This is a genomic window from Lichenihabitans psoromatis, from assembly GCF_004323635.1.
Lineage (GTDB): Bacteria > Pseudomonadota > Alphaproteobacteria > Rhizobiales > Beijerinckiaceae > Lichenihabitans > Lichenihabitans psoromatis.
Genome location: NZ_CP036515.1, coordinates 28,576 through 41,845, shown reverse-complemented (window position 1 = coordinate 41,845; position 13,270 = coordinate 28,576). Strand labels below are relative to the sequence as shown.

The following is a 13,270-nucleotide window of genomic DNA, read 5'->3' as shown; positions in this document are numbered from 1 at the left end:
GCGGTCGCGTGGCGCGAAGCGCGGCATTGGGTTGCCCAAGACGCGAGCAATCATCTATGGTCCCGGCGCATTCGCGCTGTCGCCCGACATCTTGCCTGCGGCGGGGCTGCGGCAGACGACCTCCTGGTCTTGCGAGCGTTTGGTCGGGCCAGCGTTGCGGACCAACAAGGGGAAAAACGGGGATCTGGGGATGGCGGAACGACTAAAAGGCAAGACGGCGGTCATCACAGCGGCCGGGCAGGGTATCGGACACGCATCGGTGCTGGCTTGCGCGCGTGAAGGCGCGCAGGTGATCGCGACCGACATCGATGCAGGGAAGCTCGAGACGCTTGCCGGGCTCGCCAACGTGACCACCCGACGTCTCGATGTGCTCGATCCGAGCGCCATCACGGCCTTCGCGGCCGAGGTGCCGGCCCCGGACGTTCTCTTCAACTGCGCGGGATTTGTGCATAACGGCACGATCCTCGAATGCGACGAGGATGCCTTTTCGTTCTCGGTCGATCTCAACGTGCGGGCCATGTACCGGATGATGCGGGCCTTCCTGCCGGGCATGCTGGCCAAGGGCGGCGGATCCATCGTCAATATGGCGTCCGTGGCCTCGACCATCATCGCGGCCCCAAACCGGTTCATCTACGGAGCCACCAAAGCGGCCGTCATCGGCATGACCAAATCCGTCGCGGCTGATTTCGTCACCAAGGGAATCCGCGCCAACGCGATCTGCCCTGGCACGATCGAAAGCCCTTCGTTGCAGGACCGGATGCGCGCTCTCGGCGACTACGATACGGCACGCGCCAGCTTCCTGGCCCGCCAGCCGATGGGGCGTCTCGGCACCCCCGACGAGGTCGCGAACCTCGTGGTGTTCTTCGCCAGCGACGAATCCTCCCTCATCACCGGCACCGCCATCGCCATCGACGGTGGCTGGACCAATATGTAAGCGCCCCGTCGTCCAAGCGTTTCCATCGACAACCAAACTTTTGACTCGAACCACATAGAGGCCTCCATGAAATTGCTGCGTCATGGCCCCAAGGGCGCCGAAAAGCCCGGTCTGCTCGATGCGGATGGCAATGTCCGCGACCTGTCGGCCCATGTGCCCGACCTTGCCGGTCGCTGGCTGACACCCGACGGTCTGAAGGAGATCGCCTCGCTCGACGTCAAATCCTTGCCGCTCGTCAGCGAGCCCGGTCGTTACGGCCCTTGTGTGGCCGGAGTCGGCAAGTTCATCTGCATTGGGTTGAACTATGCCGATCATGCGGCCGAAACTGGCGCTCCCATTCCGGCCGAGCCGATCCTGTTCATGAAGGCCACCAGCGCCATTACCGGCCCGAACGATCCCGTCATCATTCCGCGCCGGTCGAAGAAGACCGACTGGGAAGTCGAACTCGGTGTCGTGATCGGGGCCGAGGCGCGCTACGTCTCCGAAGCCGATGCCATGAACCATGTGGCCGGCTATTGCCTCATCAACGATGTGTCCGAGCGTGAATTCCAGGCCGAGCGCGGCGGCCAGTGGACGAAGGGCAAGTCGGCCGATTCCTTCGGGCCGATCGGGCCGTGGCTCGTCACCAAGGACGAGGTCGCCGATCCGCAGAACCTTTCGATGTGGCTGACGGTCGATGGGGTCAGCCGGCAGAACGGCTCGACCAAGACGATGATCTTCCCGGTCGCCGTGCTGGTGTCCTACGTGTCGCAATTCATGAGCTTGCAGCCGGGCGACATCATTTCGACCGGGACGCCCCCCGGCGTCGGCCTCGGCCTCAAGCCCGAGCCCATCTACCTGCACCCCGGCCAGACGATCCGCCTCGGCATCGAGGGTCTCGGAGAACAGACCCAGGTGACGGTCGCGGCCGAGTAACGTCCAAAGCCCAAAGGCTCAAGCCTGGAGATAGGGCACCACATAGGGGCCTTCTGGGATGATCGCGACGGCGGCATCGCCCGCCGCCGCCATGCTGCCGGCGATGGCATCGTCGATGTCGTCGATCATGTCGACGCCGGTCATTTGGCGATCCTCGGCCGAAAGCCCGGACGCATAAAGCTGGATCCTGCCGACCCGCATGGATTTCATCTGCATCTCAGTCTGCCACTCGTCGATTTCGGCGAGAGACTTGGCCATGAGGGTCGCCAGGAATCGCTCCGGGCCGAGCGTGATCAGCCTCCGCTGGGCCTCGCGGAACTCCGCCGAGCCGAAGCCTTCCGAACATTCCGACGCGACGATCAGGGTTCCGCCGGGCTCGAGAATGTCGAGTGGCGTCACCATACATTTGACGGTCTGATAATAGGTCTTGTCGAGCGGGTAGCCGGCCGACGACGTCACGACTGTCTTGAAGCGGCGACCGACCGCCACGCGCGTCACGCCGCTGACGAAGTCGACCGCAGCCTGATGGCTGGCGATAATCTCGCCGAAGGTCACGCAGACGAGGTCGCGATCCTCGTCCAACACGGTGTTGAGCGCGTAGACGTCGCCGAGCCGCCGCACGATTTCGAGCTGTTCCTCGTGCAGGGGGTTGCCGATGAGATTGCACTGGACCGCAAGCGGGTCCTCCATGAACCGCGCTGAATGAAAGGTGCGGATCGTCTCGTGGTGAGCGATGCCGGGCGCGACGACCTTGCGGCCGCCGGACCAGCCGGCCATGAAATGAGGTTCGACCAGCCCGGTCGCGATGCGGAGATCTGCCTCCACGAAGCGCCGGTCGAGCTTAATTGGCGTGTGTCGGGTATCCGTGAACCCTAAATCCACATGGGCGGTTTCGTCGCGCGCCTCATGGTTCTCGACCCGCACCGCGGCCAGCACCCAGGGATCGCCGACGAGTTCAGCCAGTTCGTCACCAAGGTTGGGCCGGTGCAGCCCTGTCGCGACCAAAACGGTGATGCGATCGAGCGGGATGCCTGACGCCACCATCGTCTCGATCATGGGACGAAGAAAGAGCCGGTTGGGCACCGGCCGGGTGATGTCGCAGATGAGGATGCAGGCGCTGGCTTTGCCATTCGCGAGCTTGTCGAGTGAGCCCGAGCCGATCGGCATCATCATGGCCTCGCGGACGGCACGGTCCGGATCGGGCAGCTTCGGCAGCTGATGTTTCCGGATGGTGGTGAGAGCGGCATGACTCGGGAGACGAAGCTGCAGATGGCTCCGGCCGTAGGACACCGTGGCGGCTTCGGCTTGGCTCATCGTTTCGCTCCCCAGGTTGCATTGTCGGCGGCCCGCAGCGATGGCGCTGGAGCAGCTTGCGCTTTTGCGTTCGTTCGTAAGATAAGTCCGATCAAAGCTGCCGGCCAGCAGGTCGGTTCAAATCAGTGAAGAGGGCGGAATGCGAACACGGGACTTCGGCCGGACGGGCCGCATGGTCAGCGACATCGGCTTCGGCGCCTGGGCGATCGGCGCCGATTGGGGCCATGTCGAACCGGATGACGCCGTTGCGGCGCTGAATGAGGCGCTCGACAAGGGCGTGACCTTCATCGACACGGCGGATGTCTATGGCGACGGCCGATCCGAGCAACTGATCGCGCAGGTTTTGAAGGCGCGCGGGGGCGAACGTCCTTTCGTGGCCACCAAGGCCGGACGCCGCCTGCCCAAGCAGACCGTCGAGGGTTATACGGCCGAGAATCTGTCGGCCTGGACGGATCGCAGCTTGAAAAATCTCGGGGTCGACACGCTCGACCTTGTGCAACTGCACTGCCCGCCGACCGCACTCTACCACCGCGCAGAGGTGTTCGGCCGCCTCGACGATCTCGTGACGGCCGGAAAGATCCGCGCTTATGGCGTCAGCGTCGAAAAGGTCGAGGAAGCCATGATGGCGCTCGACTATCCCGGCGTCGCCAGCGTGCAGATCATCTTCAACATCTTTCGCCAGAAGCCGATCGAGGCCTTCTTAAAGGCCGCACAGGAAAAGAAGGTCGCGATCATCGCGCGCGTTCCTCTCGCCAGCGGCCTCCTGTCGGGCAAGTTCAAGCCCGACACTGTTTTCGAGCCCTCCGACCATCGTCAGTACAACCGACATGGCGAGGCGTTCGATGTCGGCGAGACCTTCTCGGGCGTCTCCTACGCGGAGGGTCTGAAAGCAGTCGAGGCGATCCGTCCTCTGGTCGGCGGCGACATCAGCATGGCGCAATTCGCCTTGCGTTGGATTTTGATGTTCGATGCCGTAACGGTCGCGATTCCCGGTGCGAAAAATGCCGCGCAGGCTCGTGCCAATACCGACGCGGCATCCCTGCCGGCCTTGTCGCCCGACGTCATGACCGAACTGAAGTCCATTTACGATCGCGACATCAGGCCGTCGGTGCATCAGCGCTGGTAGTCGCTCGAGCAAAGCGAGGCGGCCAGACCTGCCGCCTCACTCCATTGTCGGCGCGAGCTCCTGCACGCCCGAGACGTCATCCCCGAGCCATTTAGCGTTCTTGGCCGTTCCATCGAAGGTCGAACTCGTCTTGAACAGCTCGTACTTCCCATCCAATGCGTAGGGCCGGCTCCGCGCGAGAAGTTCTGCGACGGCGGCCTTGTCCATCGGCTTGAAGGTCTTCGCCGCCTCGAAGGCCTGATCGAGATTCTGTTGGTTCTCGATGCCTGTGATGACCACCGACGTCGCCAGGTTCATCGAATAATGCAAGAACTCGATCGGCTTGATCGGTGCGTTGCTTTTCAGGATTACGCCATCGCCGAACGTCTTCATGCCTAGCACACCGATGTTCTGCGCCACGAGATAGGGCAGGACGAGATGCGCGAATGAGCGGAAATGCGCGTCCATCACGTTGAGCGGCATCTGCACGGTATCGAAATGGAAGCCGCGCGAGGCTGCGACATCCAACATTTGCAGGTGGATGCGCGGGTCCTTGTGGCCGGTGAAGCCGATGAAGCGCAGCTTTCCGGCCTGCTTGGCTTCTACGAAGGCTTCCATGGCGCCGCCTTCGGCAAAGACGCGGTCGGGGTCGTCGTATCGCAAGATCTCATGGTGCTGCACGAGGTCGATGTGGTCGGTCCGGAGTCGCTTCAGCGAGGTGTCGATCTGGGCGGCCGCTTCCGTCTTGGTGCGCCCGTCCATCTTCGACATCAGGAACACCTTCTGTCGATAGCCGCCCTTCTCCAGCGCCAAGCCCATCCGGAGTTCGCTGTTGCCTTCGTTATAGTCCCAGCAATTATCCATGAACGTGATGCCGCGATCGACCGCTTGGTGGATGAGCTTCACGGCTCCTTCGTCGGTCAGCACTTTCTTGCCAATGTGGAAGCCGCCCAGTCCGATCGCCGAGACCTCCTGGCCGGTGCGGCCGAGCATGCGATACAGCATCTCGCCCCGCAGCGTGCCGGGTGAGGTGACGAACGGCAGGTCAGCCGGGTCTGCAATGAGATTGGCGGAGCGTGGAAGGGCGGGGCCCGGGGGCGAGACTGCGGCCGATGCCGCCTCCGTCGCACGTGGTCCGGACGCCTCGGCGGTGCCGAGCAAGACGCGACGATAGTCCATGATCGATCTCCCGAACATTTCTGGCTTCAAATTGCACAACCACCGCGGTCCCAAAAAGATCGTGCGCGAGACGCGTCGATCGGTGTTGGTTCGGCGTTGGTGCGTCTAAGGCAAAAAAAGTCATGGCCTATTTTCGTTGGCTGACATCACAATCGGTGGCGCGGAGGACCGTCACCGAAGGTTTCGGTGTCGGTCTGGTGATGGAGCAGCTTTGGACATCCATTTCGATCCACTTGGTGGCTGGTCCGGCGACATGTTCGCGGCCGCGCTGCTCGATGCCTTTCCGGACCATTGGCCGGCCGTGCAAGATGCGGTCGCGGCGCTTGGGCTCGGACCCGATGCGGCGTGTCGCCTCGTTCGGCATCGCGACCATGCGCTGACGGGCCGGCGCTTCATCGTCGCGGCGGATCACGCGTCGGCCTCGCCCCCAACGCAGGCTCATGTGCATCAGCATGATGACGGCGAGCACACCTCCCAGCACGATCACAAGCGCGAGCATTCGCATCGGCATCGGGCCTGGGCCGATATTCGGCAACAGCTCGCTGACTCGCGGCTCGATCGCGCCACCAAGGATCATGCGATCGCGATCTTCTCGCTGCTGGCACAAGCCGAAGCCGAGGTGCATGGCGTGGCCGAGGACGAGGTCGCGTTTCACGAGGTCGGCGCGGTCGATTCGATCGTCGATATCGTCGTCGCGGCGCAGTTGATCGCGCTGATCGGGGCGGATCGCTGGACCTCCGCTCCGCTCCCGCTCGGGTCCGGCCGGATCAGGACCGCACATGGTCTTCTGCCGGTTCCAGCCCCCGCGACGGCGCTGCTGCTCCGCGGATTGCCGACCATCGATGATGGCATCGCGGGGGAGCGCGTGACCCCGACCGGTGCCGCGATCGCGCGCTATCTGCTGGTGCCGTCGGACCATCTGCCTGCCCGCGGTCGCATTCTCGTTGCTGCCGGAACCGGCTTCGGGTCGCGGCTGCTGCCGGGCGTCAGCAATTGTCTGCGCGTGCTCACATTTTCGCCGACCGCGTTTGTCGAGGTCGCCTCGTCTCGGTCGATCATCAGCCATCGCGAGCTTGGCGTCATCACGTTCGAGGTGGACGATCAAACGCCCGAGGATCTCTCGGCAGGGCTCGATCATCTCCGCGTCCTGGCCGGCGTGCATGACGTCATCCAGAGCGTCGCCTTCGGCAAGAAAGGGCGCGTCGCGACCCAGGTGCAAGTGCTGGTCGCGCCCACCGAACTCGATGCCGCGATCGAACAATGCTTCGAGGAGACCACCACGATCGGCTTGCGGTTTCACATTGTGCGGGGCGCCGTGCTGGCGCGCGGCTTCGACGGGGTCGAGGCTGGCGGGGTCCGGTTGCGGGTCAAGACGGTTCAGCGTCCGGATGGAACACCAACTGGCAAGACCGAGGCCGATGATGTCGCGGCGCAGCGCGGACATGCGGCTCGACGTGCCTTGAGACAAGAGGGCGAGACTCTGGCGCTGGCCAGGCTGACCGTCCTCAAGGAGCCACGCCCATGAACATCGGTCCTGCCGGATCGACGGATGACGACGCACGGCTCGCCGCCGTGCTGGCCGGCATGGGCGAGATTGCCATCGCGCTGAGCGGCGGCATCGATAGCGTGACGCTGGCGACCTTCGCGCATCGCCAGCGGGCCGGTGTCACGATGTTTCATGCGGTGTCGCCCGCTGTTCCCGGCGACGCCACCGCACGGGTCGAGCGGTTGGCCGAGCAACACGGCTGGATCCTCCGGGTCGTCGACGCGGGTGAGTTCGACGATGCCGACTACATCGCCAATCCGGTCAATCGCTGCTTCTTCTGCAAGACCAACCTCTATGGCAGCATCGCGCGCCACACCGGCGCTCAGATGCTGTCGGGCGCCAATCTCGACGATCTCGGCGAGTATCGTCCCGGCCTCGACGCGGCCGGTCACCATGGCGTTCGCCATCCTTATCTCGAAGCCAAGATCGCCAAGGCCATGGTGCGCGCCATGGCGCGGCGGCTCGGCCTGGGTGATCTGTCGGACCTGCCGGCCGCCCCGTGCCTATCGAGCCGGGTCGAGACCGGGATCGCCATCAACGCGCAGGTGCTACGCGCGATCCACAGTGTCGAACGCAAGCTGGCGCGGGACTTTCCCCTCGGGACGATCCGGTGCCGGGTGCGTGCCTCGGGCATCGTTCTCGAACTCGACGCCGGGACCCGTGCGGCGCTGGATCCGGCTCGTGTCGCGACGATCGAGGCCGAGGTCGAGACTGTTTTTTCCGGGTTGGTTGCGGTCCCGACGCTGACGCTCGCGCCGTATCGCAATGGCAGCGCTTTCCTGCAGGGGATGTCTTGATGGTGGAGTTCAAGTTCGACTTCGATCGCCGCAAGCGGACCGGCCTTAGCGAAGCGGTGTTTTGTGCCGGTAAGTCGGTGGAGCAGATCGCCGCGATCCTCGATGGGGTCATGGATCGTGCGGGACGTCTGTTGTTGACGCGGCTCGATTCCGAAAAAGCGATGGCGCTCCCCTCGGATTTGCGGAACCGGCTGGATTACGATCCGGTGTCACGAACCGCGATCCTGGGCGCGCCGGTGCCGACCCTGGCGGGTGAAGCTGTCGGTATCGTGATGGCCGGGACGTCCGACATCCCGGTCGGTCGGGAGGCGGCGCGAACTCTGTCGTTCGACGGCCAGCCTCGCGCGGAATTTACCGATATCGGCGTGGCAGGGCTTTGGCGGTTGATGGAGCGGCTGGACGAGATCCGTCAGTGCCCTGTGGTCATCGTGGTGGCCGGCATGGATGCGGCGTTGGTCAGCGTTCTCGGGGGCCTGCTCGACGGCCCGTTGATCGCAGTGCCAACCTCGGTCGGCTATGGGGTTGCGGCTGGCGGACAAACCGCGCTCAACGCCTCCCTCGCGAGTTGCGCGCCCGGCGTCCCGGTCATGAACATCGACAATGGCTACGGGGGCGCATGCGCGGCTCTGCGGATCCTGACAAAGATCCGTCGCTAAGCGCAAAAAAAAAGGACCGCTAAAAGCGGCCCTGTAGTCTAGGGAGGAAACGCCCAAGGAGGGCATTGCAGCGCCGAAGCGCGCAACGCCAATCTATGCTGCGGCGCGGCATTAGCCACTGCTCATCTGTGCGGGCAGCCATGCGTCATCGGAATGGGTATCGCGCTTACTCCATAGCGCCGAGGAAATCGCCACGAAACGGCATCTGCCGGCTTTCGCCGCCGCAATCGGTCAGCGTTACGGCGGTTGCGTTGGCGCTCACGTCTGTCACCTCCCGCCAACCGGCCGGAGCCGGGATTGCGCCAAAAGCGAAGTGAATGGCTCGCTCGCCATCGGGCACGAGCGCCAGGGCGGTCGGATAGCCGCGTGCCGTCAGTGTGTTGGGCGCGATAGAAGCGCGATAGCCGTCGATGAAGAACGAGCAGGCCTCTTCGACGCCGAGGACGCTCTTGTGTCGGCCCGAGAAGGGGGCGTAGTCGCGGCCGCCGTTGCTCAACCAGAGGAGCGTGAAGGGCAGCACGCGGGGATCACGCAGGCCGAGATAGATGAAACCCCCGGCTGGTGCCAAGACGGCCGACCAGCCGAGCCGATGTCCGGGAGCCTCTGCCAGGAGGAGAAAATCCTCGGACGCGTCCGGGCCGGGCAGGGATCTGAGATCCACTGTGCCGCCGGACGCCAGCTTGACGGCACTGAGATCGGCAAATTCTTGCGGATAGACGAGAGCCGAGCGCCCGCGCGCCGGATCGCTTTCGAGCGGGGTCGCCGGCGTCGCGCCAAAGGCTTTGGCCGAGAAACTCAGGCGCGCCCCGCCATCAACGCGGACCATCGGGTGGTGGCCGGCCGAGATGGCGCCCTCGCCACCGACGAAGCGATGCGTTTGATACACAACGGGATGACCGGGCCGGAGCGTGATCTCCTTAAAGAGCTGCGCGCCGAGCACGCGGTTCCGCAGCAGAAACCGGGCCGTGACGCCGCCGCCTTCCGGCTCATGCTGACCGACCAGGTCCCACATCCCGTTCGCGGGCCAGCCATGATAGGGGCCATCGCCCGTGTCGTTTTCGGCGAAGGGCGCGCAAAAGAAGTCGCCGGCGAGCGATTTCAGCGTGATGCCAGCCTCGGCGTCGACCGCCTCGGGCACGCCGTCGTTGTGTTCGCCCGTTCGCCAATGCGCCCGATGCATCGGGCGCAGCGTCACGCCATCGACCACGAATTCCACGAGATCGAGGTGGCCGCCCTCGGGATTGAACAGAACTCGAGCGCCGTCCGTTTCGATCGTGATCATGTTGGTTTTCCTTGAGCCACAGGCGATGCGGCGAAGCTCTAGCGGCGGTTGCGGAGGCTGACAATCTGGCCGAGGGTACGGCCATCTTCGACTTGTCCAGCGAGTGTGCCTCTTGTCCGACTTCGTCTTCTCTCCCGCGCCCCCGCCGTTCGTTCCGGTGCTTGGCGGTGGGCGCTTTCCGGTGCGTCGCATCTTCTGTGTCGGCCGGAATTATGCCGAGCATGCGCGCGAAATGGGGGCCGACCCCGAGCGTGAGGCGCCGTTCTTTTTTACCAAGCCAGCCGATGCCCTGGTGATCGCCGGGGCCGACATGCCTTACCCGGCGCAGACCACATCGCTGCATTACGAGGTCGAACTCGTCGCGGCCTTGTCGGGCGGGGGAGAGGATATCGAGGCCGCGCGCGCGCTCGATCTCGTGTTCGGCTATGCGGTCGGGCTCGACATGACCCGGCGCGACCTTCAGGCCGATGCGAAAAAGAGCGGCCGCCCCTGGGATATGGCGAAGGGCTTCGATGCGTCGGCTCCGATCGGCGATCTTGTGCCGGCCGCCCGGATCGGCCATCCGGCGCACGGACGGCTCGAACTCAAGGTCAACGGCAATGTGCGGCAGAGCGCCGACATGTCGGCTATGATCTGGAGCCTGCCGGAGACGATCGCGTTCCTGTCGCGGCTGGTGCGTCTCGCCCCTGGCGATCTCATCTTCACCGGGACGCCCGCCGGGGTTGGAGCCGTCGAGATCGGCGACCGTATGGAAGGCTCGATCGAAGGGGTCGGCAGCCTCGTCACGGTGGTGGCGGCGCGGGGACGCCCGTCGGCTTAGTCCAGGCTATCGATCCAGGCGGCGAGCTCGCTCAGCGTTGCCAATTCGCGAAACCGGGGATGGTCGTGCGGCGGCTCGGCGGCTTCGTGGGCCCAGACGAGCCCGTATGGGATCAGCGCCGCGAACCCGCCCGCCTCAATGGCCGGAAGTACGTCGGACCGAACGGAATTGCCCGCCATGACGCTCGCGCCCGGATCGGTCCCATAACGGGCGAACACCCGGGCGTAGGTCTCGGCGGTTTTGTCGCTGACGATTTCGACGCCGGAAAACAACGGGCCGAGGCCGGAGGCAGCGAGCTTCGATTCCTGGTGAAACAGGTGGCCTTTGGTGACGAGCACGAGGCGTCCCCGCGCCGCCAGGGCTTCGAGTGCGGGTTCGACACCTGGAAGCGGTTCGACCGGGTGATTGAGCATGGCACGACCGGCCGCCAAAATCTCCGCCACAACCGAGGCCGGCACCGCTCCGTCCGACATGTCGATCGCCGTCTCGATCATCGACAGCGTGAAACCTTTGGCGCCATAGCCGTAAAGCGACAAATTGCGGCTCTCGACCGCTGCGAGCCGCGCGTCGATCGCGTCCCGATCGGCATAGGGCGACAGCATGTCGGCAAAGCGCTCCTGGGTGACGCGAAAGAAGGTTTCGTTGTGCCAGAGCGTGTCGTCGGCATCGAGGCAGATGAGCGTGATCGGCATTCAACATATCCGGGTCGGGAGGCCTTTGAGCCAGATTAGCGGAGACGCTACCTGAACGCATGCGCGACATGGTGCGCTGCATCATCCCGGCTTGCTTCCGACATAATCGCTGCCTAGAGAATGAACGCTCATTCTCATGCATGGTTCAGTATGCCGATCGACGACATCACCATCTCGCCGGCCGAAGTCTCTCAGGCTGCGCGGCGTCAACGTATTTTCGACGCCGCCGAGCGGTGCTTCGTGCGGAACGGCTTTCATCGCACGACGATGCAGGATGTGGCTGCGGCAGCCGAGATGAGCGTCGGCAACCTCTATCGCTATTTCCCGTCCAAAGATGCGATCGTCCTTGGGTTGTCCGAGCGCGACCGGAGCGAGGCGCACGACCTGATTGTTGGCCTGTCCGACGACGATCTCTGGCCGGCTCTCAAGGGCCTGCTTCGGGAGCATGTGATCGAGAGCCCGCGCGAGAAATCGATCCTCTGCCTCGAGATCTGGGCCGAAGTGACCCGCAATCCGCGCCTCGACGAGATGCATCAGCGGATCGAAGCTGAAAATATGGTCTGGTTTACGGATTTCTTCCGCCGCATCGCGGGGTCGTCCAAAGACGAAGTCGAGGCCATGATGATGATGCTGCTGACGCAACTGAAAGGCATCATGGTCGATCGTGCCCTATCGGCATCCTACGATGCGGAGCCGGCCTTCGCCCACCTGATCGCATCGATCGAGGCGTTCTTTCCGCCCCACGCGCTCGCGTCATCTGATGCAACGAAAAGCCTGAAAGGCGCCCTCTCATGATCTCCCGTTGGCCGATCGCGATCGTTGTCGCGGCAGCGGTGCTTCCCGCTTTGGCGCTGCCGCTTCCCGCTCTCGCGGCCGAGGCGGCGATCAATCCGCCATCGGCGCCCACCACCGACCTTGCGCCGGCCGTGACGGTCGCCAAGGCGACAACACGGGATGTGGTCGAGCAAACGATCGTGACCGGCACATTGGTGCCGCGCGACGAGGTTCTGGTCTTGCCGGAGGTCGACGGCTACCGGATCACCGACGTGCTGGCCGAGGAAGGTATGACCGTGACGCGCGGTCAGGTGTTGGCGCGTCTCTCCCGCGAGATGCTGGATCGGCAAATCGCCCAGCAGGTCGCCGCCATCGAAAAAGCAACCGCGACCGTGACGCAGGCCGACAGCAACATCATTCAGGCGGAAGCCGAGAATACTGAAGCCAAGCTCGCGCTCGATCGCGCCCGGCTGCTCATGCAAACCGGCAACTCGACCGCCGCCGTCATGGAAAGCCGAACGGCCGCAGCGCGCTCGGCCGAAGGCCGTCTCGCTTTCGCCCGCAACGGGCTCAACATCGCCAAGGCCGATCTCGCGCAAAGCAAGGCGGCGCAGGACGAACTCGACCTGAAGCTTGCGCGAACCGACATCCGCGCCCCGGTCGATGGGATCATCAGCCGCAAGGTAGCGCGCCTCGGTGCTACAGCATCGAGTTCCGGTGATGCCTTGTTCCGCATCATCGCGCGCGGCGAAATCGAACTCGAGGGCGAGGTCATCGAAACGCGGCTGCCGTCCTTGCGCCTCAACGCACCGGCTTTGCTCGACATCGACGGCGGCGACCCCGTGCATGGCGTGGTCCGGGCCATCTATCCCGAAGTCGACAAAGCCACCCGTCTCGGCACGATCCGCATCAGTCTCGATCCGGACCCGCGCCTGCATATCGGTGCTTTCGCGCGCGGAACCGTGGAATTGGCCCGCAAGCGATCGGTCGCGGTGCCGTTGTCGGCCGTGCTCTACGGAGCCGGTGGGGGAAGCAGCGTTCTCGTCGTGCGGGCCGACGATCATGTCGAGGCGCGGCCGATCCGTACAGGTCTTGTCGACGACACCTATGTGGCGGTTCTCAATGGGCTGAAGGAGGGGGACCGTGTTGTCGCCCGCGCTGGCAGCTTCCTGCGTGACGGTGACCGCATCAAGCCCGTCGCGGCGCCCGAGCCGGCGCTGAATTCCGCCAGCGCCGCTCCGACACCCTGAGGATCC

General features: G+C 64.4%; 13 protein-coding genes. 9 read left to right on the top strand and 4 right to left on the bottom strand.

The features are described from left to right. The first annotated feature begins 190 nt into the window (after window positions 1-190). Together EY713_RS00185 and EY713_RS00180 are read left to right on the top strand one after the other, a co-directional pair. Window positions 191-934: an SDR family oxidoreductase gene (locus tag EY713_RS00185; protein WP_131113019.1), complete on the top strand. Its 744-nt coding sequence runs from the start codon at window positions 191-193 to the stop codon at window positions 932-934. Between the two features lie 66 nt (window positions 935-1,000). After that, complete coding sequence (locus EY713_RS00180) at window positions 1,001-1,849, top strand: fumarylacetoacetate hydrolase family protein (RefSeq protein WP_131113018.1); 849 nt, start codon at window positions 1,001-1,003, stop codon at window positions 1,847-1,849. Between the two features lie 18 nt (window positions 1,850-1,867). On the opposite strand, the gene EY713_RS00175 is transcribed toward EY713_RS00180, so the two are convergent. Then, a complete protein-coding gene (locus tag EY713_RS00175; protein WP_131113017.1) occupies window positions 1,868-3,163 on the bottom strand; it encodes a nickel-dependent lactate racemase family protein in 1,296 nt (431 codons plus the stop codon). A gap of 139 nt (window positions 3,164-3,302) precedes the next feature. Between EY713_RS00175 and EY713_RS00170 the strand changes: the two genes are divergently transcribed. Further along, complete coding sequence (locus tag EY713_RS00170; protein ID WP_131113016.1) at window positions 3,303-4,289, top strand: aldo/keto reductase; 987 nt, start codon at window positions 3,303-3,305, stop codon at window positions 4,287-4,289. Window positions 4,290-4,325: 36 nt separating this feature from the next. Here EY713_RS00170 and EY713_RS00165 read toward each other — a convergent pair whose 3' ends face one another. Continuing rightward, complete coding sequence (locus tag EY713_RS00165; RefSeq protein WP_131113015.1) at window positions 4,326-5,447, bottom strand: aldo/keto reductase; 1,122 nt, start codon at window positions 5,445-5,447, stop codon at window positions 4,326-4,328. 211 nt (window positions 5,448-5,658) lie between these two features. Between EY713_RS00165 and larC the strand changes: the two genes are divergently transcribed. Genes larC through larB form a run of 3 tightly spaced genes read left to right on the top strand, consistent with a single transcriptional unit; the run spans window position 5,659 to window position 8,446 of the window. Further along, entirely contained in the window at window positions 5,659-6,972 is a 1,314-nt protein-coding gene (gene larC / locus EY713_RS00160; protein WP_131113014.1) for a nickel pincer cofactor biosynthesis protein LarC, read from the top strand. Further along, window positions 6,969-7,790, top strand: a complete 822-nt coding sequence (larE, locus tag EY713_RS00155; protein ID WP_131113013.1) for an ATP-dependent sacrificial sulfur transferase LarE — start codon at window positions 6,969-6,971, stop codon at window positions 7,788-7,790. Before larC ends, larE begins: the two co-directional genes overlap by 4 nt. Then, the gene (larB, locus tag EY713_RS00150; RefSeq protein WP_131113012.1) at window positions 7,790-8,446 is read left to right on the top strand and encodes a nickel pincer cofactor biosynthesis protein LarB; all 657 of its coding nucleotides are present in this window, start codon (window positions 7,790-7,792) and stop codon (window positions 8,444-8,446) included. Before larE ends, larB begins: the two co-directional genes overlap by 1 nt. A 166-nt stretch (window positions 8,447-8,612) precedes the next feature. Here larB and EY713_RS00145 read toward each other — a convergent pair whose 3' ends face one another. Beyond that, window positions 8,613-9,728 carry a hypothetical protein gene (locus EY713_RS00145; protein ID WP_131113011.1) on the bottom strand — a complete coding sequence of 372 codons (1,116 nt, stop codon included), beginning with the start codon at window positions 9,726-9,728 and terminating at the stop codon, window positions 8,613-8,615. A 112-nt stretch (window positions 9,729-9,840) separates the two neighbouring features. Here EY713_RS00145 and EY713_RS00140 point away from each other — a divergent pair, with 112 nt between their 5' ends. Further along, window positions 9,841-10,548 (top strand): fumarylacetoacetate hydrolase family protein, encoded by a 708-nt coding sequence (locus EY713_RS00140; protein WP_131113010.1) that lies wholly within the window; start codon window positions 9,841-9,843, stop codon window positions 10,546-10,548. Here the strand turns inward: EY713_RS00140 and EY713_RS00135 are convergent. Next, the gene (locus tag EY713_RS00135) at window positions 10,545-11,240 is read right to left on the bottom strand and encodes an HAD family hydrolase (protein WP_131113009.1); all 696 of its coding nucleotides are present in this window, start codon (window positions 11,238-11,240) and stop codon (window positions 10,545-10,547) included. The two genes, EY713_RS00140 and EY713_RS00135, sit on opposite strands and share 4 nt — an antisense overlap. A 150-nt stretch (window positions 11,241-11,390) precedes the next feature. On the opposite strand from EY713_RS00135, the gene EY713_RS00130 reads away from it, so the two are divergent. Further along, window positions 11,391-12,035, top strand: coding sequence for a TetR/AcrR family transcriptional regulator (locus EY713_RS00130; protein WP_165490976.1), 645 nt, complete (start codon window positions 11,391-11,393; stop codon window positions 12,033-12,035). Next, entirely contained in the window at window positions 12,032-13,264 is a 1,233-nt protein-coding gene (locus EY713_RS00125) for an efflux RND transporter periplasmic adaptor subunit (RefSeq protein WP_131113007.1), read from the top strand. The genes EY713_RS00130 and EY713_RS00125 overlap by 4 nt, the downstream gene beginning before the upstream one ends. Window positions 13,265-13,270: the final 6 nt, after the last annotated feature.